General features: G+C 63.4%; 16 protein-coding genes and 1 pseudogene. 5 read left to right on the top strand and 12 right to left on the bottom strand.

Annotated features, from left to right (window positions below):
* Positions 1 to 309: 309 nt before the first annotated feature.
* From ARGLB_RS20355 to ARGLB_RS20345, 3 genes are all read right to left on the bottom strand, one after another.
* Positions 310 to 1,629, bottom strand: a complete 1,320-nt coding sequence (locus ARGLB_RS20355) for a 2-hydroxycarboxylate transporter family protein (protein ID WP_050934435.1) — start codon at positions 1,627 to 1,629, stop codon at positions 310 to 312.
* A 63-nt stretch (positions 1,630 to 1,692) separates the two neighbouring features.
* Positions 1,693 to 2,862 (bottom strand): glycerate kinase, encoded by a 1,170-nt coding sequence (locus ARGLB_RS20350; protein WP_050934440.1) that lies wholly within the window; start codon positions 2,860 to 2,862, stop codon positions 1,693 to 1,695.
* A gap of 10 nt (positions 2,863 to 2,872) precedes the next feature.
* Entirely contained in the window at positions 2,873 to 3,976 is a 1,104-nt protein-coding gene (locus tag ARGLB_RS20345; protein ID WP_003805980.1) for a tartrate dehydrogenase, read from the bottom strand.
* 168 nt (positions 3,977 to 4,144) lie between these two features.
* On the opposite strand from ARGLB_RS20345, the gene ARGLB_RS20340 reads away from it, so the two are divergent.
* Positions 4,145 to 5,047, top strand: coding sequence for a LysR substrate-binding domain-containing protein (locus ARGLB_RS20340; RefSeq protein ID WP_003805979.1), 903 nt, complete (start codon positions 4,145 to 4,147; stop codon positions 5,045 to 5,047).
* Between the two features lie 920 nt (positions 5,048 to 5,967).
* Complete coding sequence (locus ARGLB_RS20335) at positions 5,968 to 6,216, top strand: hypothetical protein (protein WP_003805978.1); 249 nt, start codon at positions 5,968 to 5,970, stop codon at positions 6,214 to 6,216.
* 568 nt (positions 6,217 to 6,784) lie between these two features.
* Here ARGLB_RS20335 and ARGLB_RS20330 read toward each other — a convergent pair.
* The 5 genes from ARGLB_RS20330 to ARGLB_RS20310 all read right to left on the bottom strand — a co-directional run bounded on the left by ARGLB_RS20330 (position 6,785) and on the right by ARGLB_RS20310 (position 11,912).
* A complete protein-coding gene (locus ARGLB_RS20330) occupies positions 6,785 to 7,015 on the bottom strand; it encodes a hypothetical protein (RefSeq protein WP_245531578.1) in 231 nt (76 codons plus the stop codon).
* Positions 7,016 to 7,148: 133 nt separating this feature from the next.
* A complete protein-coding gene (locus ARGLB_RS20325) occupies positions 7,149 to 8,177 on the bottom strand; it encodes a 2-keto-3-deoxygluconate permease (RefSeq protein ID WP_003805976.1) in 1,029 nt (342 codons plus the stop codon).
* Positions 8,178 to 8,250: 73 nt separating this feature from the next.
* A complete protein-coding gene (locus tag ARGLB_RS20320; RefSeq protein WP_003805975.1) occupies positions 8,251 to 9,294 on the bottom strand; it encodes a zinc-dependent alcohol dehydrogenase in 1,044 nt (347 codons plus the stop codon).
* A 52-nt stretch (positions 9,295 to 9,346) separates the two neighbouring features.
* The gene (locus tag ARGLB_RS20315; protein ID WP_003805973.1) at positions 9,347 to 10,645 is read right to left on the bottom strand and encodes a four-carbon acid sugar kinase family protein; all 1,299 of its coding nucleotides are present in this window, start codon (positions 10,643 to 10,645) and stop codon (positions 9,347 to 9,349) included.
* 1 nt (position 10,646) lies between these two features.
* Positions 10,647 to 11,912 carry a RuBisCO large subunit C-terminal-like domain-containing protein gene (locus ARGLB_RS20310; RefSeq protein WP_003805972.1) on the bottom strand — a complete coding sequence of 422 codons (1,266 nt, stop codon included), beginning with the start codon at positions 11,910 to 11,912 and terminating at the stop codon, positions 10,647 to 10,649.
* Between the two features lie 271 nt (positions 11,913 to 12,183).
* Between ARGLB_RS20310 and ARGLB_RS20305 the strand changes: the two genes are divergently transcribed.
* Positions 12,184 to 13,050: a GntR family transcriptional regulator gene (locus ARGLB_RS20305; protein WP_175305037.1), complete on the top strand. Its 867-nt coding sequence runs from the start codon at positions 12,184 to 12,186 to the stop codon at positions 13,048 to 13,050.
* Positions 13,051 to 13,214: 164 nt separating this feature from the next.
* Here the strand turns inward: ARGLB_RS20305 and ARGLB_RS20300 are convergent, their stop codons facing one another.
* The 4 genes from ARGLB_RS20300 to ARGLB_RS20285 form a co-directional block, all read right to left on the bottom strand.
* Positions 13,215 to 13,472, bottom strand: a complete 258-nt coding sequence (locus tag ARGLB_RS20300) for a hypothetical protein (protein ID WP_003805970.1) — start codon at positions 13,470 to 13,472, stop codon at positions 13,215 to 13,217.
* A 103-nt stretch (positions 13,473 to 13,575) separates the two neighbouring features.
* Positions 13,576 to 14,217: an RraA family protein gene (locus ARGLB_RS20295; protein ID WP_003805969.1), complete on the bottom strand. Its 642-nt coding sequence runs from the start codon at positions 14,215 to 14,217 to the stop codon at positions 13,576 to 13,578.
* Positions 14,218 to 14,246: 29 nt separating this feature from the next.
* Positions 14,247 to 15,236, bottom strand: coding sequence for a hydroxyacid dehydrogenase (locus ARGLB_RS20290; protein ID WP_003805968.1), 990 nt, complete (start codon positions 15,234 to 15,236; stop codon positions 14,247 to 14,249).
* A gap of 10 nt (positions 15,237 to 15,246) precedes the next feature.
* Positions 15,247 to 16,563 carry an MFS transporter gene (locus ARGLB_RS20285; protein ID WP_003805967.1) on the bottom strand — a complete coding sequence of 439 codons (1,317 nt, stop codon included), beginning with the start codon at positions 16,561 to 16,563 and terminating at the stop codon, positions 15,247 to 15,249.
* Positions 16,564 to 16,720: 157 nt separating this feature from the next.
* Between ARGLB_RS20285 and ARGLB_RS20280 the strand changes: the two genes are divergently transcribed.
* Both ARGLB_RS20280 and ARGLB_RS23750 read left to right on the top strand, forming a co-directional pair.
* On the top strand, positions 16,721 to 18,310 hold the full coding sequence (locus ARGLB_RS20280) for an IclR family transcriptional regulator (RefSeq protein WP_175305036.1): 1,590 nt from the start codon (positions 16,721 to 16,723) through the stop codon (positions 18,308 to 18,310).
* A gap of 183 nt (positions 18,311 to 18,493) precedes the next feature.
* Positions 18,494 to 18,700: pseudogene (locus ARGLB_RS23750) on the top strand (IS5/IS1182 family transposase); the annotation flags it as partial.

Raw genomic sequence — 18,700 nt, 5'->3', positions numbered from 1 at the left:
TTCACCGCCGATAATGGAGATTCCGTCAACCTGGCGGGGCTCGGACGCGTGGCTTTCGGGAAGAACCCTGGGCGGCGACGGGCGGCGCCTGGTCCCAGATGAAGTTCTTGTTTCTGGGCCCAATTCCGACGCCAACTGCGTCAGGTTGGGGTGTGCCTCAAGTGGACGAGCGGACGATAGAGGCGAGGGATATGCGGCTTGGAGACGCTACGTAGTTGCAGCAGCACCAATCCGAAACTTGATGCAGAAAGCGGAGGAACCGTCGTGGTTCCTCCGCTTTCTGCAGCCTGTTAGAGATCAAGAATTTGGTTAGGAAGCTGTCAGGTGGATCAGTGATGCTGCGGAGATGACGGTGGTGACCCCGCCGATGCGCGTGGAAATTTGAGCAAAGGGCATGAGGTTCATGCGGTTGGAGGCGGAGAGGATGGCGACGTCGCCGGTCCCTCCGAGTCCGCTGTGGCAGACGGTGACGAGAGAGGCATCGACGGGGTACATGCCCAAGGCTTTGCCGACGTAGAAGCCAACGACTGCCATGGTGATCACGACGGCCATACAGGTGATGACGTAGCCGATCGAGAGGACGCTGATGACGTCGGCCATGGGCACGTAGAGCATGCCGAGTCCGATCATGGTGGGGTAGATCAGATGCTTGGAGATGATGACGTACACGGCCCGGGCGGAGCCTTCGACGCTGGCGGGGACGATGCCGGCGACTTTGAGGATGACGGAGAAGACGATGACCAGGATCGGGGCGGGCAGGTGCAGGAACGGTTCGGCCAGGCTGCCCAGGACGTACATGCCGCAGATCAGCAGGATGCCCATGGCGTAGTTGGGGTTGGCCGGGACGGCGTCGTGGTTGCTGTCGTGGACCTCTTCTGCCTTGGTGCCGGGCTTGGGCTTGACGAGCATTCCGCCGCCGTCGAGGTGGGCCTTGCGTTCGCCGAGTCGGCGGAGCAGGCCGGCGAGGATGATGGCGACGATGTTGCCGATGACTGCGGCCGGGATGAGCTGGGCGATGAAGTCTTTCGGGTCGCCGCCGAGGGCGTTGGCGTAGGCGGCGGAGAGGGGGATGACGCCTTCTCCGATGCCGCCGCCGATGATGGGGACGACGATGTAGAACAGGGCTCGCTCAAAGCTGTATCCGAAGAGCATGGCGACGCCGAGACCTGCGGCCACCGCCGCGACTGTTCCGGCGAGCAGGGGTGGGAAGATGCGGACAAGTGCCCGCAGCATGGTGCTCCGGTGCATGCCGAGGATGCTGCCCACCACAAGAGTGCAGATGACGAAGTAGAGGAAGTTGGCCTCTTTCATCAATGCGGTGGCGGCTTCGAGCATGTTGCTGTTGAACGCTCCGAAGTACACGAGCAGTGAGGGCACCAGGAGGCAAACCAGGGCGCCGCCGCCGATCTTGGAGATGACGGGGAGCCAGTTGCCCAGGGGTCCGAGCAGCATGCCGAATGCCGTGATGATGGCGAGTCCGCCGATCATGTTGGTGGGGATGGCTTCGAAGGCGCCGGCGGTGATGACGATTCCTGCCAGCAGGATCGGCACGATCAGCGGAACCCCGCCGAGGATGAACCGTGCGGATTTTACCGGGCCTGCTTCCTTGCGTTCTGTGGTGGTGCTCATGATGGTCTCTCGCTTCATTGGGAGGGGTGGGCGTCTTTGCCCCGGGCTTGGTATGGGTGGTATCTAGTGCGCGGCCGGCTGGGGCTGCAGTTTGCGGACATTGATCCGCGTGGCCAGTTTTTCCAGCAGCGGTCCGGCATTGCTGATGGCTGTGCGGACATCGGGTGCGATATCGGTGAGGGCGTGAACTGCGTCGAAGTCCGGATACCGCGGCTCGGCGGTGAGCAGACTGGAACCGCAGACGGCCACGGCGGGGATGTTGCGCCGGGCAGCTGCTGCCAGCACCCCTGTCGGCGCCTTCCCCTGGAAGCTCTGGTCGTCCAGCCGGCCTTCGCCGGTGATGACCAGGTCTGCTCCTGTCAGGTGCGTTTCGAAGTCCAGCATCTCCAGCACGAGCTCTATGCCCGGGCGGGCGGTGGCGCCGAGCACGGCCAGGGCGGCGAAACCGATGCCTCCGGCAGCGCCGGCTCCGGGCAAGTGTGCAGCCTCAAGGGAAATCTTGGACGCGAAATGGCTGAGGGCCCAGTCAAGTAGCCTGACGTCCTCTTTGTCCGCCCCCTTTTGGGGTCCGTAGACGGCGGCGGCGCCGTTGGGACCAAGGAGGGGATTGGTGACGTCTGTTGCCAGAATGATCTCGGTGTCGGGCATCCTGGGATCGAGTCCGGACAAGTCGACATGTTCCAGGTCCAGGAGGCTGATTCCTCCGGGGTAGAGGATGGCGCCTGCGCCGTCCTTCAATGAGACGCCGAGGGCCTGGAGCATGCCGGCGCCGCCGTCCGTGCAGGCGCTGCCGCCGAGGCCGATGATGATGCGGTTGGCGCCGGCATTGAGGGCTGCCAGGATGGCGTCGCCCACGCCCCGGCTGGTTGCTGCCAGCGGGTTGGGTGTTCGGTCCCCGCGCATCGCCAGACCGGATGTCAGGGCTGTTTCGATGACTGCCGTGCCGTCCTTGATCGCGATTGCCGAGCGCTGCAGGTCGTTGTCCGGGCCTGTCACCATGATTTCGCGTGCGGTGTAGCCGTTGGCGAGGAAGGCATCGAGTGTCCCGTCACCGCCGTCGGCTACGGGCAGCTCAATGGTGTGGATTCCGGGCTCTGCCTTCTGCAGTCCTTTGGCGATGCCGCGGGCGACCTCCGGCGCAGTTAACGAGCCTTTGAACTTATCTGGGGCGATGAGGACGGAGAGTCCTTCGGGGCCTCGGTCCCGGCCGGAAAGGTTTGTCCCGGACGGCACGGTGGTCAACTTACTTGCCTGCTTCGGTCAGGGCCACGGAGGTGATTTCCTCGGCAACGGTCTTTCCGAGGACTTCGGTGGTGGCTTCGCCGCCGAGGTCCGGGGTGAGGATGTGGCTGCCGCCGTGTGCGAGGACGTTTTCGAAGCCCTGCTGGACGGCTGCCGCGGCCTGGCGTTCACCGAGGTGGTCCAGCATCATGGCCGCGCTCCAGATCTGTCCGATGGGGTTGGCGATGCCCTTGCCGGCGATGTCCGGTGCGGAGCCGTGGACGGGTTCGAAGAGGCTGGGGAACTTGCGTTCCGGGTTGATGTTGCCACTGGGGGCGATGCCGATGGTGCCGGTGCAGGCAGGTCCCAGGTCGGAGAGGATGTCGCCGAACAGGTTGCTGGCGACAACGACGTCGAACCAGTCCGGGTGCATCACGAAGTTAGCTGTGAGGATGTCGATGTGGTATTTGTCCACGTTCACGTCGCTGAAACCCTTGGCCATTTCCTCTACGCGCTCGTCCCAGTACGGCATGGAGATGGAGATACCGTTGCTTTTGGTCGCCGAGGTGAGGTGCTTTTTGGGGCGGCTCTGTGCCAGGTCGAAGGCGTATTTCAGGATGCGGTCCACACCGGTGCGGGTCATGACAGTTTCCTGCATGACGGTTTCCCGCTCGGTGCCTTCGAAGATCTTTCCACCGATGCTGGAGTATTCGCCTTCGGTGTTTTCGCGGACCACGTAGAAGTCCACGTCACCGGGCACTCGGCCGGTCAAGGGGCTGTCCATGCCGGCCAGCAGCTTCACGGGGCGCAGGCTCACGTACTGGTCAAAGCCACGGCGGAACTGGAGGAGGCTGCCCCACAGGGAGACGTGATCGGGAACAATCTCAGGCCAGCCCACAGCGCCAAAGAAGATAGCGTCGTAGGTGCTCAGCTCCTCGAACCAGTTGTCGGGAAGCATCTTGCCGTGCCTGGTGTAATAGTCGGCATTTGCGTAATCGAACTGGGTTGTTTCGAGCTTGAAGTCGAATGCTTCCGAGGCCGCTTCCAGAGCGCGCAGCCCTTCAGGGATGACCTCCTGGCCGATGCCATCTCCGGCGATGACTGCGATGCGGTGCGTATTAGTCATGGTCTTGGTCTTTCGCTTGTATGAACGCCGTTGTCCCGGGTGCGGGTTGCCTACCTAAGGGCAATACCTTCGGCTGTGCTTCCAGTCACATAAGCGTAAGAGACAAGAAGCGGCTGATTAAGGGCGTGTGCGACAATGCATTGTTTCCCAAAACGAAAGAAGCAGGAAATGGACCTCACATCGATCGATGACCTGGAGTTTTTTGAGCAGATCTCCCGTTCGCAGAGCCTCACCGAAGCCGCACGGAACTGGGGGAAGTCCGTGTCTGCGGTAAGCAAACGCCTCGCTGCGCTTGAGTCACGGCTCGGGGTACCACTGGTCCGGCGCAGCACACGCCGCCTGACCCTCACAGAGGAAGGCCACCGGTACGCGGCGGGGGCGCTGTCGATTCTGCAGCAGAAAACAGACCTCGAAGACGCGCTGTCCGTTCAGCATGGCGAGCTAAAGGGGCGGATTACCGTGCATTCGACCCTGGGGATCGGCCGCAAGCACATTGCCCCGCTGCTGGGGGATTTCATCCGGCAGCACCCGTTGATCCAGATAGACCTGGAGCTTTCACCACTGCCTTTGAACATCTCGGGTACAAGTTTCGACATCGCCATCCGGGTCGGAGGCCTTTCCGACTCCAGGCTCAAGGCAAAACTCCTGGCGCGGAACCGAAGGATTGTTTGTGCGGCACCGAGCTACATTGGCAGCGCGCCGCCGCTGCGGACGATTAGGGACCTGGAACGGCACAACTGCATCGTCCTGCGGGAAAACAACGCCGACTACTCCCTGTGGCGCTTTGGCGAAAAAGAGCAGGAGTACGTCGACGTCAGGGGCAACATGATCAGCGACGACGGGGACGTTGTAACCGACTGGTGCGTCCAGGGCCTTGGCTTGATCATGCGCTCCACATGGCACGTCAACCCACTGATCCAGCAGGGAGTCCTGCAGCAGGTCCTCCCGGACACTCCGACGCCCAGCGCGGACATTTACGCTCTCTACCCCGCCACAACCAAGACTCCCCGCCGGATCAGCGCCGCCATTGAACATCTGCGGCAGGGCCTCGCGGCGAGGATAGGTTCTTAGCGACGGCAAGGAGCGCCCCCGTTGCTGATCGGTCGGATCGTTCCAGATCTGCGACTGCAAGCCGGCGTAACCGTCGACATCACGCAACAGGTCAATCTCCACTTCGGACTTAACAGCGGCATGGACCGTCTAATTACCGCCAATTACGGCCTCGTACTTACGTCCGCCCGCAAAGACTTGAACCAGCAATCACGAAAGCGCTACTGTCCTAGTTTCTTTATTTTTCCACGCCGATAATGGACCTTTCGTCAACCTAAGCTTCGGGTTACGGCCTAGCTCCTTCAAATGCACGGGGGCCTAGTGATCCGCTTCCTGCGGGCGGAGTTTCGGTGATCCCACGCCATGTGCCCTTAGAGTGGCAGCATGGATAGTAGTTTCCTTATTGGTTTAGCTGCAGTTGTAGCTGTCATCCTCGCATTCGTTGTCGCCGCAGCCCTGCGGCCACCCAGACCGGGCCGGCATAAAGGCGCCTATGTTCCTGCAAAGAGCCGCCCAGTTATCAGGAACGCCACCAACCACAGTGCAGTCACGGATGCCGTTGGACCCCGCTCAGAACGCTTCCCTGACCTGGAGCGGTAGAACGCAACCGAGGCTCGCCCTCCAGCTTGCCTGGGCGTCGTTGGCTGCGCAGTGGTTGAATGCACCTGCTGAATCACCATTTTCGATGAACCTGCTGTAGCGATACATGCGTGTTGTTCTCGTCAAATGAGCCTTCAAAGCAAACGCCGATAATCGCGATTCCGTCGACCTTGGTAGGCACGTGAAACAATGGCGATGCTGCTAGCAGGCGGGAGTGTCTAACGAGAGGGCGTGCTGTGAGCAACGATGAACGGCGGGGCCGCGGACTGACCCCGGATCGGCCAGCGCGCTGGGACGACCTTTATGGACCGCACGGGCAACCTCCTGGATACACCCCGCCGATGACCGCCATCAACTCAGTGCAAAGTCCCACGGGGCTTAGATTGCTGAGTGCGGTAATGGGGATTTTTGCTGCAGGTTTCATTTGGGCGCTGTACTACGGAAGCGCTACGGGAAGCTTCAAGATTGAGGCTTATGTCCTGTGCGCCGTCATGTCCCTGGTGTCCATCAGCATGATGATCTGGGGATTCCGTCTCGCGAACATGCGGACAAAATGGATACGGCAGAAGAAGCAGCAACAAAATGCTTAGCCCGCGTCCAGTAGTTTCGCCTGCGGCGGCAGCCTTCTTCTCCCGGCCGGTCGTCACTATTGGGTGAGGGTCAATCCACCCAGAGGCAGTGTTCTCTCGCGAGACGAGAATCTCTGAAGGACGCCGATAATGGTGATTCCGTCAACCTGGCGGGGCTCGGACGCGTGGCTTTCGGGAAGAACCCTTTCCGTCCACAGTTGGGGTCAATTCGGTTATCCACGGCTGGAAGTCGGGAGCCATTGGGTTAGCTCCCATCGCAGCACCAGCGGTGGATGACCAATAGGAATTGGCCCCGGCTGTGGGCGGCGACGGGCGGCGCCTGGTCCCAGATGAAGTTCTTGTTTCTGGGCCCAATTCCGACGCCAACTGCGTCAGGTTGGGGTGTGCCCTAACGGGACGCGCGAGCGAGCACATGTCGCAGCCAGTCATGTGATGTGCAGCTGCGATACTCGCCGCGGCCCACCGAATGGCTTCCGCGGAGGAGTGCAGCCCATCTTGGTGAGGAGCATCTCACATCCGCAGGTTTCGAGACGTGGCGGGTCCTATTGGTAAGTTGTGCCGTGCGTCGCTATGTGAGGATTTTGTGGATGATGGTTCTGTCGCCGTGAAAGATGAGGATTCTGCTTTGGCCGTCGATCCGGACCCAAAAGTATGAGGCGTCTAGGGCAATGTCATTGACGGTGCCGTGTTCGGGAGGGCAGCCGGCCCGTTTGACGATCACTTTGTCGCCCGGGTTGAGGTGGATCCAGTTGTGATAGTCCAGCAGGCGGGTTTGGGATCCGGGGAGTGTGTCGGTCACTGGCCAAGTGGCTGCTCCATTCATGGTGTTCCTTCAGGTGGATCTGGCGTCTTCTTCTAGCCGGGCTGGGTATATAAGGACGGGCGGGGGTGCATGGTGCACGCCCCGCCCTTGATCTTTTATTACTCCCAGATCAGTTTTGGGGTTCTACCGCGTGCCTGGGTACCAACTTTTCCTCGGCCGGGTTGTTGTTCATCTCTGCTGCGATCAGTTTCTTCTGCACCCTCTTTGCCCATGCTGACGTGACGATTGGGCAGAGCACTGCGGAGACGACGACCGAGGCTGCGACCAGGACGGTGGCGTGTTCTGCGGCGGGGGCGTAGACGGGGTTGGCTGTGGCGATGATGGCGGGAACGAGCGCGGCGTTGCCGGCTGTGGTTGCTGCTGCGAGGCCGGCAACGCCGTCGCCGCCGGTGAGTTTGTCAGCGAGGAGCAGTACTGCGCCGCCGACGAAGACCACGAACAGGCCAAGGGCGATGCCGAGCAGTCCGGCTTCGACGACGGCGTTGAGGTTGATGGTCAGGCCGAGGGCCAGGCCGAGGAACGGCACCATCGCGGGCACCAGCGGGGCCAGGAGGTGACGCATGTTCTTATCGAGGTTTCCCAGGAGCATGCCCAGTGCCAGCGGGAGGATGGCGCCGACGAGTGCCTGCCAGGGGAATGCGGCGAGACCGGCGATTCCCAGTGTGACCATGGTCAGGAAGGGGCCGGACTCGAGCGACAGGATGGAGTAAGCACCGGCATCGCGCTTACGCCCGAACTGTCCCATCAGGGAGATGTAGAGCCCGCCGTTGGTGTCGTTCAGGGCTGCGACGAGTGCCAGGGTCGACAGGCCGGCCAGTATCCCGGAGTCGATGGGGGCCTCGCCGAGGAAGCGGCCGGCGATGACGCCGATGAGGACGGCGAAGAGAATTTTGGAGCCGAGGAGCACGCCGCCCTTTTTGAGGATGTAGGGCGTTGATTTGACCTCGAGTGTTGCGCCGAGGCAGACAAAGAACACGGCCAGCAGCGGCGCCAGGCCGGTGAAGAAGGCCCCGGTGAAGGAACCGAAAAACTTGCCGGCGTCCGGGGCCAGGGTGTGGATGACGGCGCCGATGCCAAGGGGCACCAGCATCATCCCGCCGGGGACTCTTTCAAGGGCTTTCTTGATGGGAATCGTCATTGATTTCTCCTGTGAATAGCTGGGTGGTTGGGAGCTGCGCGGTTTGGACCGTCAGTTCCGTTGTTTTTTGGGGTTAGCCGAGGCCTGGGATGAGCAGGACTTTGCAGGCGTCTCCGGTGAGGAGTTCTACGGCTTCGTCGATCTCACTGAGCTTCTTGCGGTGGGTGATCAGCCAGTCGAGATCCAGCTTTCCGGAATCGAGGAGCAGCAGGCTTTGTTCCCAGGTTTCCCAGAGCCGGCGGCCGAAGATGCCGCGAAGGGTGATGCCTTTTTTGTTAATGTAGGCGGCGATATCGACCTCGGCCGGGCGGCTGGGGTGTCCGACGGTGATGACGGTCGCTTCCCGGCGCACGGCTTCGAAGAGTGTGGCCAGGGTACCGGGGGCGCCGGAGCATTCGAAGGCGACGTCGAATCCGCCGCGGCGGCCGGTCAATTCGCGGCAGCGCTCGACGATGCCGTCGTTCGGGTGCAGGGCAGTCGCACCGAGCTTTTCGGCTTGGGCCCTCCGGTAGGGGTTGGGGTCGACGGCGATGACGTGGGAGGCACCCATGAGCAGTGCCAGGTTCACAACGACGAGGCCGACCGGGCCTGCGCCGCTGACGAGCACGGCCCGGCCCGCGACGGAATAGTTGGCGCGCTGGATCGCGTGGACGGCGACGCCGGCCGCCTCGAGCAGGGCACCGGATTCGAGTGACAGGCCGGTGGGGAGCTTGACGCAGATGTCCTGGGGGACGGCGGCGTATTCGGCGAAGACGCCGTCGATGTGCATGCCCAGGATGCCGGTTCGTTCGCAGGTGTGTGCGTCCCCGGTGCGGCAGGGGAAGCACTGGCCGCAGGTCAGGTGGCTTTCGAGGGCGACCTGGTCGCCCACGTTCAGTCCCGTGACGCCGGGGCCGACCTCGACGATGGTGCCTGCGCCTTCGTGGCCGAGGATGACCGGGAGGTTGAGGTTGAACGCCTGGGCGGAGGGGGTCCATTCGTAGAGTTCCCGGTCTGTGCCGCACAGGGAGGCAGCGCCCACTTCGATGACGACCGAGCCTTCTGTGGCCTTGGGATCGCCGGCGTCGGTGACGTAAGTGACGCCTCGTTCGGCTGCGTTTTTGACTACTGCCCGCATGGGGGCCGCCTTTCGTTGGTTCTGGTGATGCTTGGAGGAATTGTCCGGAGTGCTAGCTGGGGTGCTGCCCGGCGAAGCGGGCCAGAATGTCGGTTGGGCCAACCTGTCCGCCCTTAAGCAGCAGCCGGGATCCGCCGACGGCGGAGCCGCTGTCGGCCCGCAGAATGGGGCCTGCGGTGACGAACTGGCCGGACACCCGGAGCTGGCGCACGCCCATGGCGATGAGTGCGTGGCTTGAGGTATCGCCCCCACATACGGCGATATCTCGGGTACGCCCGGCGTCGGCCATCCGGGCAGCAATGCCGCCGATCAACGTGCCGACGTAGCCGGCGTCCACTGGTGTGCTCGCGCCGTAGCGGGGATCCGCCGCGCCCCGGGTGGTGTGAACGACCACGTTGCGCCCTGCCCGAAGGGCGGCAGAAACGCGCTCATCGAGGGCGGCAACCAGTGCGGCGTCATCGCGCTGCAGCAACTCGGCAGGCACCGGGACGTCCTCCCAGCCATTCGAGATGGCGTCGTTGATCTGTTCCGCTGTGGTGCTCGAGGCCGAGGCGCTAACGGCCAGCACCGGTCCCGACGGCTTCTGCGGGCCGGATGTGCGTGCGGCCTGGTCCGAGATGGACCTGGCCAGCGCGGCCATGATGCCGCCTGAGCCGACCACGATCGAGGGACCATGACCGTGCTCTTCCCGGGTGAGTGCTTCTGCGACGGCGTCCATCTGGTGTTCGTCCACAGCGTCGACCACGAAGGCCTGCGTCCCGAGGTCTCGCCTCCGGGCCGCCCAGGCGTCCTTGAACGTGCCGTCGTCGTAGGCGGGCAGATGGATGGCCCCGGGTACCTCGGCGCCGCCGAGCTGTTCGGCCAGAACCTGACGCAGGTCCGCTTCAGACATCGGCGTGGAAGGATGACGGGACATGACCGGGTGACGGTCCAGCCGGTAAATCTGGCCGGCATAGGTTGCGTAGTGGTTGCTGAAGGCGGTGTATCGGCCAAAAGCGGGTTGGGCCGGGACTACCGGGATGGGTCCGTGCAGCGGGAACTGCTCGTGGAGCAGGTGGATCCCGCGGCCGATGCTCCCGATAGTCGTGGAACTGTCGAACGTGGAGCAGACCTTATAGAGCAGCACCTCCAGGTTCAGCGCTGCGATGCCTGCGAGGTCACGGGTGACCAGGCTGTCGAAGGCCGTGCCGGCCAGGGAACGGGCAGGCCCGGCGAACCCGACGACGTCGGTGTCAGTGGGCAGTGGGGCGTCCCCGATGACCAGCGCAGCTTCCAGCCCGTAGCGGTGGGCCTGGGCGAGGACGTCGGCGGCTCCGGTGAGGTCGTCGGCGACGAAACCGAAAGCGGGCATATCAGGCACCTTTCCCGAATGTCTGGACTGCGTGCAGGAGAGCCTCGTCCCCCGTTGAGGCGAGCTTGTCCGCTGCGCTCTGCAGCGGCACTTCGTCCACGGCTGCTTCCCAGGCCTGGCGGAGGCTCCGCACTCCGGCTCCGGGCCCGTCCGGGTGGGCAGCGACGCCCCCTCCGGCCAGCATCATCAGGTCGGTGGAACCCACAGCCTCGAATGTCGGGCCCGGGGTGGTGACGTTCTGCCCGGACGACAACACAGGAAGTGGTGCAATGGTGTGTCCGAGAGGTGCAAGCAGGCTGCGGATGTTCGCGGCGACCTCTTCATCGAGTTCGTAGAACTTGCTGCCCAGCCCGCTGGCGTGCAGGTGATCGGCGCCGGCGAGGCGGGCCATCTGCTGCCAGACCCGGTAATCCATGCCCAGGGCCTTGGACCGCATCGAGGCCGCGAGACCGGCACGATGCCCGTGGATAGGAACCTCGGCGAAGCTGCGCAGCAAGGCCAGGGCCGGGAGCCCCATCACCGGGACGTTCAGCATCACACAGCGGCCACCGGCTTCAACAACCAGGTCGTGGCGCTTTCGCAGACCAGCGAGGTCACCGGTGATGTTGAAGGCATACATGGTGGAGTGGCCCGTGACCTGCTCAGCGGCGCGGATCTCTTCGGTAGCGACCGCGACCCGGCGTTCCAACGGCAGATAGGCCGGATCAGTCATGAGCTCATCGTCCTTGATCAGGTCAATGGAGGCCATCGCCAGATCCCGGACCACCAGCCGGAACTCCTCTTCGGAAAGCCCGACATTGGGCTTGACGATGGTGCCGACCATCACGCCCTGAACGTCACTGATGAGCTTGCGCGTCCCCTCGATACCGAAGGCCGGCCCGGGGTGGGCGGCGACGAAGTCCTCAGGCAGCTGAATGTCCTGAAGCCGGCAGGCATACAAATCGCCCAGCTCGAAAAGATTGCCTGCGATGGCAGTCTGCAGGGTCGCCAGGTCGGTGCCCACGTTCTCCATCGGGAAGTCAGCGGTCACCAATGCAGCACGGACTTTTTCCGGGTTCGCCCGTGACGGCAGGGAAGGCCGGCAAAAGCCAAGCTCCTGAACATCCGAGATCCGGGCCGCGTGCCGCTCCCGGATCCGGGCGGATTCGCCCGGCACCGGCAGGAAGGTCCCGCTGGACTGTTCGCCGGCCATGATGGTCGCGGCCTTCTCCGGGTCAATTTCGGATTCTAGGTAGTAGGTGCAACGCACCGAGCGCGGGTCGCGCATGGACTCTCCAATTCGGGGGGATTTGAACTTACGTATCCGACTGTCATGTGCAGGTACGTTCACTTCGCTCAGGCGCCGACGCGGGCTCAAGCAGGTGACTCGCGCTTCGGGTCTGCGGCATCTTCTGTGATTCCCAGATTCCCAAAGTTGTACGTACCTTTGATACGTACAATAATAGGTGGCGCGGATCACGTCAAGACGTGTGATTCCTGTCCAAGGGCTATTGCTTCAGCGTGAGGGCTAAGATTTGCACAGCGGCAGAGGAGTTATCGTGAGTTTGGAACCAGCAGAAACAGCGTCGGAGCCTGCGGGACGCAGCAGTGGTTTGAACCGGGAAGCCGGCGGCCCTCTCCATGCCCAAATTCGGGACATCCTGCATAGGCAGATCGTGGACCTTGCGCTGTCCCCGGGGTCCTCTCTGCCCACGGAAGAGGAACTGCAAAGGCAGTTCGGGGTCTCCCGCAGCGTTGTGCGCCAGGCCCTGTCAGGTCTCGCTGACCTCGGCCTGATCCGACGTCAGCGCGGCCGCGGCAGCGTCGTCGCCGCAACACCGGTCCTCCGCCGGCACGTGCAGCGCGCGGGCGGCCTGGATGAACAGGCGGCCGCGCACGGCCAGCGCCTGCGCACGCATGTCCTCAGCGTGGAACCTTCCGAGCCGCCCCAGGCAGGCATCGAGGCCCTTAACACCACCAACACGTGGAAAATCGAACGGGTCCGCTACCTCGATGACCTTCCCGTGGCCTTCATGCGGACCTGGGTCCCGCGCGACTTCTTCCCCCACTTCACCGCGGAGCTGCTCGAAAACGCCTCACTCCTCAGCCTGATGCGCGACCATGGCTACCACCCCGCCGGCGGACCCCGCCAGGTACAGGCCGTCTCCGCAGATCCTGACCTGGCACGGAAACTGAACATCAACACCCGGGAACCCCTGCTCCTGCTCCAAGGCGTAACTCGGGACGCCCTCGGCCACGGCCTCGAATGGTTCAACGTCTGGCACAGCCCCAACACCGTCTTCGACGTTGATGCACAAGTCACCAGCCAGCCAGGGCGCGTCTCCCAAGAACACATCCGCCGCCTACGGAACCTGACCCAGCAACTTGAATCAGAACTGGCCGACCTCGAACGAGGTGCACACTAAAGCGGGCCCACGGACGACTCGTCCGATTGGGTGTGCCCTATACAGAGGAGCCTGGTCCGGTTCCAGCGTCGATGTGGTTTGACCGGCTTGCGGGAAGACTCTTGACGGCCCGTCACGACGTTTAGTTCCTAAAGGCTGGCCGGCTGAATGATTCGCTGAGCCGTTCAGGGTCTTCTTCCTGAGGAGTTGCGGAATATCTGTGTTGTCGTCATGCGGTAATTGAGGTCGCCGCTGAGTTCCTGCGGTGTGACCCACACCTGATGACCTTGGGCGGCTTCAAACAACTGACGAGGATGTACGGCGTCGGCTGCGAGCCAGAGGGCGGAGGAGTCGGGCATTGCGTCTTCCACGAACCCTGTTCGGATGACGTTGTCCTGGTGGCGGATTTCCACCAGCGCGTTGATCAGGGCTCCATTCGACATGCTTGCGTGGCGTGGCGCGGTTCAATGCCATTAGTTGGTTCTTTCTTGGCAGGCAGGAGTGGCAGCAGTCCCGCCGGGACTGCTGCCACTCCTGCGGGCGCTTTTAGGAGGCGACGGCTTCTTTAATGCGAGTCCGTATGCTGCGTTCGCTGTCCTCCTGGCCGGGAAGGGCCTGGAGGGTTTCGATGAGTTCGGCCTGGGGGATGACGACGATGCCGTCGGCGTCGCCGATGACGACGTCACCGGGGTTGCAGACGACGTTGCCGCAGGCGACGGGCTTGCCGACATAACCGGGGCCGTTCTTGGATGGGCCTGCCGGTACGGTGCCGCGGGCAAACACGGCCAGGCCCATGTCGTTCATTTCTTCGATGTCGCGGACGGCACCGTCGATGATGACTCCGGTGACGCCTTTGTGGAGGCATATTTCGGCGAGGATGCCGCCGAAGACGGACCGGTTGGTGGCGCCGTTGCCGGAGATGACGAGCACGTCGCCGGGTTTGGCTTCATCGAGGCCGCGGTGGATGGCGAGGTTGTCTCCTTCCCAGACCTGGATGGGCAGGACGCTGCCGGCTAGGCGGGTGCCGGGGGTGAGGCATCGGATGTCGGCGGACATCATGTCCATGCGTTTGCGTACGTCACCGATCAGTGCCGGGGGGTAGGCGGCCAGTGATTGGAGCAGGTCGCGGGACGGGCGGGGCCATTCGGGGTAGACGGTGATGTTCTCTGCCGGGGCGTTGATGTACACGTTTGGTTCCTTGGATTCTGGAGGCCGGATTAGGCGGGGACTTTGCGCAGGTCGTTGGCGTTGACCGGGAAGGCAGGGGGTTCGCCTGCCAGCACGGCCTGCACGTCTGACCAGGAACGGGCGCCGGCTTCCTGGAATGCTTCCTGGGTCTGGCCGGCGATATGGGGGGTGACCAGCAGAGTGGGCACTTCGTGCAGGGGCACCCTGTTCTTGGAAAGCGGGTCCTTCATGTTGATGGTTTCGGCCTCGAGGACATCCAGGGCCGCCCCGGCCAGGGTGCCGTTTGTCAGGGCGGCAACCAGGGCGTCCTCATCGATCAGGCCACCGCGGGAGGTGTTGATGACGACTGCGCCAGGCTTCATGAGGGCCAGTTCACGGGTGGAGATCATGTGGCGTGTGCTGGGCAGCAGTGGCGCGTGCAGCGTGATGATGTCCGCCCCGTCGTACAGGGTGTCCAGCTCGACAAGGTCGGCGCCCGCAGTTGCGGCGTCCGCTGCGGTTGCGGCCGGGTCGGAGGCCAAAACCCGCATGCCGAATCCTTTGGCCATCGCCGCGACGCGCTTGCCGATGGCCCCGAAGCCCACGATGCCGAGGGTGCGGCCGGAGAGTTCGTGGCCGATCAGGTCGCCGCGGCCCTCGGCCCAGGTTCCGGCCAGGACCCGGTTCGCGGCCGGCACGACCCGGCGGGTCAGGGAGAGCAGGAGAGCGAAGACGTGCTCGGCGACGGCGTTGCTGTTCGAGCCCGGGGTGCTGGTGACCCAGACCCCGTTTTGTGAAGCCGCTGGAATGTCGACGTTGTCGGTGCCGACCCCGTGACGGGCAATGATTTTGAGGTTAGGGGAGGCTTCGATCATCTCGCGGGTGAAGGTTTCTGCCCGCAGGATGACGGCGTCAATGTTCTCGCTGATGTCGAGGTAATTGACCTTGCCGGGGCCGTAGCCGACGTGCACGAGGGCGTTCTTGCGGATGTCGGCCATGACGTCCTCGTGGATGGCGTCGGAAATGTAGATCTCGGTCACGGTGCGGGGCCTAACGGTAGAGATGGGAGGAAAGATCGGTGTTGGCCCTGACCGTGAGACCGACAACCAGGAGTCCGAGGGCGCCTGCGCCGACCAGGATGAACGCTGGCACGAAGGTGTTGCCGGTCAGGTCGATGAGGTAGGTGGCCAGGTAGGGGCCGGCGCCGCCGCCGATGACGGCTCCGACGCTGTGGCCGAATGCGACACCTGTGTGCCGGACCCTGGTGGGGTAGAACTCAAGCATCGCGCCGTAGGTGCCGGCCTGGCAGAGGGCGTAAGGGATGATGCCAAGGCCAAGGCCCAGGAGCGCCAGGACAAAGGAGCCCTGGTTCATCATGGCGAAGGACGGGATGGTGATGGCGACGTAGGCGACGTAAGCCCAGAGCAGGACCTTCTTGCTGCCGATGCGGCTGCCGAGCTGGCCGGCCATGGGAATCAGGAGTGCCGCGAAGAGGACCGCCAGGAGAACGATGGTCGATGCTTCGCCCTTGGTGAAGCCGAGGACTTCACTGAAGTAGACGGCGACGAAGACGGTGCCGATGTAGGTGCCAAGGTTCTGCACGAGGGAGATGGTGGTGACCTTGGCCAGCGCCTTGGGGTACTTGGTCAGGACCTCCTTGAAGGGAGCCTTGGAGGTGCCTTCAGTGGTTTTGTTGATGGCCTGGAACTCCGGGCTGTCTTCAACCTTCAGTCGCATGACCAGGCACAGGATGCCCAGGGGAAGGGCGAGGAGGAACGGGATACGCCAGCCCCATGCTGCCAGGTCGGCGGCGGGCATCATTGCCGCTGCGAGGGCGGCGAGACCGGCGGCCAGGCCCTTGCCGAGTTGTGCGACGGACGGGATCAGGGAGACGAAGAGGGAACGCCGGTTCGGTGCAGCCCATTCATGTATATAGGCGGCGGCGCCGCCGATCTCACCACCTGTGGAGAAGCCCTGAAGCATGCGCAGCAGCACCAGCAGGATCGGCGCCAGAACGCCGATCTGCGCGTAGCCCGGCAGCAGGCCGGTCAGGGTGGCAGCGATACCCATGCACGTGATGCTCGCGATCAGGCTCGTCCGGCGGCCCTTGCGGTCACCGAGGCGGCCGAAGAACACCGCGCCGAGCGGGCGGACGATGAACGCTGAACCGAACACCAACAGGGTGTTCAGCAGGCCGATGACCGGATCATCACCGGGGAAGAACACGATCGCCAGCGTAGCGGCAACGTAGCCATAGACGCTGAAGTCGTAGTACTCGATGAAGGTACCGAAGGCTGCTACGCCGGTGGCTTTCTTGGCTTTGGTACGCCGGGCAGTGTCCGGGACCGCCAATGTGGGGATGGCCATCCGAAGACCTCTCTGTCTTTTGGTTTAGAAAAGTGGGACAGTGTCTCACTTGGGGGATTGATTCAAGAATGCCTGTGTTCCATGCCACTGTCAAGCGGCGGCGGGGAAGCCGGGTTCATGCAGGGAGGAGGGCGGAATGCCGTGGGATACTGCAAATATGGAGCAACTGGACCAGTCGGCACAGCGGGACGGCTCTAAAGAGGTCGTTGCCGTCCTCGAGGCTGTCATCGGCCGCGCCGGCTATGGATGGGGCGTTCGGGAGTTGGCCGAGGAGCTTGGCGCGAGCCGAAGCACTGTCAATCGGATCCTCAGCCGGCTCGTTGAGGAACGCCTGGTGTCCAGGGACGTCAGTGGCGCCTATATCGTCGGCCCACGGCTGAAGGTCCTGTCCGCTGCGCTTCAGGACGGCCATCCTCTCTTTGCCGAGGGGACGAAAATTTTGGCGCGCTTGAGCCGGGCGTCCGGGGCAACAGCTCTGATGGCCGTCGAAACCGGCAATCCGGAGCAGTGCTTCGTCCTGGCCTCCGTGGAACCTGACGCACCTGTCCGGTACACGCTTCCACCTGGTACCAACCTGCCAACCCATGCCGGTGCGCTCGGGCTCGCTATTCTTACCCGCCGGGGAACGGCAGGACTGCCCGAGGAACTCAAGAAGTACACGGAAGCCTCGATGGACAGCCGGACACGCATTGCGAATGCCCTGCAGAGCTATGCCACCGTAGGCGCGGTCGTCAGCATCGGCCAGCACATTCCCGACGCCGCAGGCATCGGCGTGCCGTTCACCGTCAACGACCGGCTGTTTGGGTCCCTGTCGCTGTCCCGGCCGCGGAACGAATTCAAGGAATCAGACATCGGGGCCGGCGCAGAACTGCTCAATGAAGCCGCCCGGGAACTCGAATCCCTGCTCACCGACAGCAGCAGGAACAAGGGGCACGACGTCTATGAAGCCGAATCGTCGGCACTTATTCAACGGATCGCGGCCATTATCACGGCATTCTGTTCCGAACCGTTGGCCCAACTATCGCTGCAAGGCCTTTCGAGCTTGTGGGGAACCCGGTCCGTGGCTACCCGCCGGCTCGCTGAATCCACCCGCGACGTGGGACTGATGACCACGCTGGACAACGGAGCCTGGACGGCTGGCCCGACGCTGCTGCGCTGGTCATCCTCGCTCGGCTCCGGCCATGATTTTTCGCAACTGGTGGACGAGGATCTGCGCGAACTTAGCGAAAAAACGGGGGAAACCACCACCCTTGCCCTTTACGATGCAGATAGCCACGTGGCCCACATCGGACGAACGATCGCCGGTGCCCGGAATGTCCGCTACGTTCTGGAAGAAGGTGAAGAAATTCCGCTGACTGCCGGTGCTGCGGGCAAAGCGATCCTCGCCCACTTGCCCGAACACGTTCGCACCCGAATAACAGATGAGGCGGGAGTATCCGCTGCGGAGCTTGGCATCATCCGCTCCCAGGGCTGGGCTGCCACCGACAGTGAACGAGTCCCTGACGCCCATGGCATCGCCGCACCATTCTTCGTCAACGGCATCATTCGAGGGTCGGTCGCCGTCACGGTCCCGAACCACCGTGTAGCTGGAACCCCGCCAACGGAGCTCACCAGCGCCGTAGTCGCCACGGCCCAGCGGCTCTCACACCTGCTCACCTTCAAAAGCGCGAGGGTCCCTGCCGCCCATGAAGGCAACCCCGGAGAGCTGGAATCTGAACGCGGCGTCGTCTTCGCTGCCGGGCACTAAAGCACCAGCGGCCTTCTGGTATCCGATTGAAAGTCGAGGCTGGGCGTTTGGAAACGGCACCGCCGCTACAGCGGCGACGGCACTTGGGACCAGATCCTGGCCGGGCTGCTCAGGGAGCCCGACGCCCGGGGCGAAGTCAGTGGTCAGTCTCGGTCGACTCGACGGTGAACCGCGTCCACCAGCATCGTGGCGGTCATCCCGCAACCATCCGATCAGATCGGTCACCGAAAACGACGCGGCCCCACCGGCGGCAGCCCGCCGGCCTACAAAGGCCGCAACGTCGTCGAACGCAACTTCAACATCTTCAAGCAGTGGCGCGCGCTACGACAAACTCGCACTCACCTCCCGCGGCGGAGCTGTTCTCCGGGCAGTTAGCATCGGGCTGACAGC

This window comes from Arthrobacter globiformis NBRC 12137, assembly GCF_000238915.1.
GTDB classification, from domain to species: Bacteria; Actinomycetota; Actinomycetes; order Actinomycetales; family Micrococcaceae; genus Arthrobacter; species Arthrobacter globiformis.
This window is presented reverse-complemented; position numbering and strand designations above follow the sequence as displayed.

What these genes read in the sequence shown, in the direction of transcription:
- ARGLB_RS20300 (WP_003805970.1), bottom strand. Translation starts at nt 13,472, where the DNA reads ATGTCGAATGGAGCCCTGATCAACGCGCTGGTGGAAATCCGCCACCAG.
- ARGLB_RS20280 (WP_175305036.1), top strand. Translation starts at nt 16,721, where the DNA reads ATGGAGCAACTGGACCAGTCGGCACAGCGGGACGGCTCTAAAGAGGTC.
- ARGLB_RS20335 (WP_003805978.1), top strand. Translation starts at nt 5,968, where the DNA reads ATGACCGCCATCAACTCAGTGCAAAGTCCCACGGGGCTTAGATTGCTG.
- ARGLB_RS20315 (WP_003805973.1), bottom strand. Translation starts at nt 10,645, where the DNA reads ATGCCCGCTTTCGGTTTCGTCGCCGACGACCTCACCGGAGCCGCCGAC.
- ARGLB_RS20325 (WP_003805976.1), bottom strand. Translation starts at nt 8,177, where the DNA reads ATGACGATTCCCATCAAGAAAGCCCTTGAAAGAGTCCCCGGCGGGATG.
- ARGLB_RS20345 (WP_003805980.1), bottom strand. Translation starts at nt 3,976, where the DNA reads ATGACTAATACGCACCGCATCGCAGTCATCGCCGGAGATGGCATCGGC.
- ARGLB_RS20285 (WP_003805967.1), bottom strand. Translation starts at nt 16,563, where the DNA reads ATGGCCATCCCCACATTGGCGGTCCCGGACACTGCCCGGCGTACCAAA.
- ARGLB_RS20340 (WP_003805979.1), top strand. Translation starts at nt 4,145, where the DNA reads ATGGACCTCACATCGATCGATGACCTGGAGTTTTTTGAGCAGATCTCC.
- ARGLB_RS20320 (WP_003805975.1), bottom strand. Translation starts at nt 9,294, where the DNA reads ATGCGGGCAGTAGTCAAAAACGCAGCCGAACGAGGCGTCACTTACGTC.
- ARGLB_RS20310 (WP_003805972.1), bottom strand. Translation starts at nt 11,912, where the DNA reads ATGCGCGACCCGCGCTCGGTGCGTTGCACCTACTACCTAGAATCCGAA.
- ARGLB_RS20355 (WP_050934435.1), bottom strand. Translation starts at nt 1,629, where the DNA reads ATGAGCACCACCACAGAACGCAAGGAAGCAGGCCCGGTAAAATCCGCA.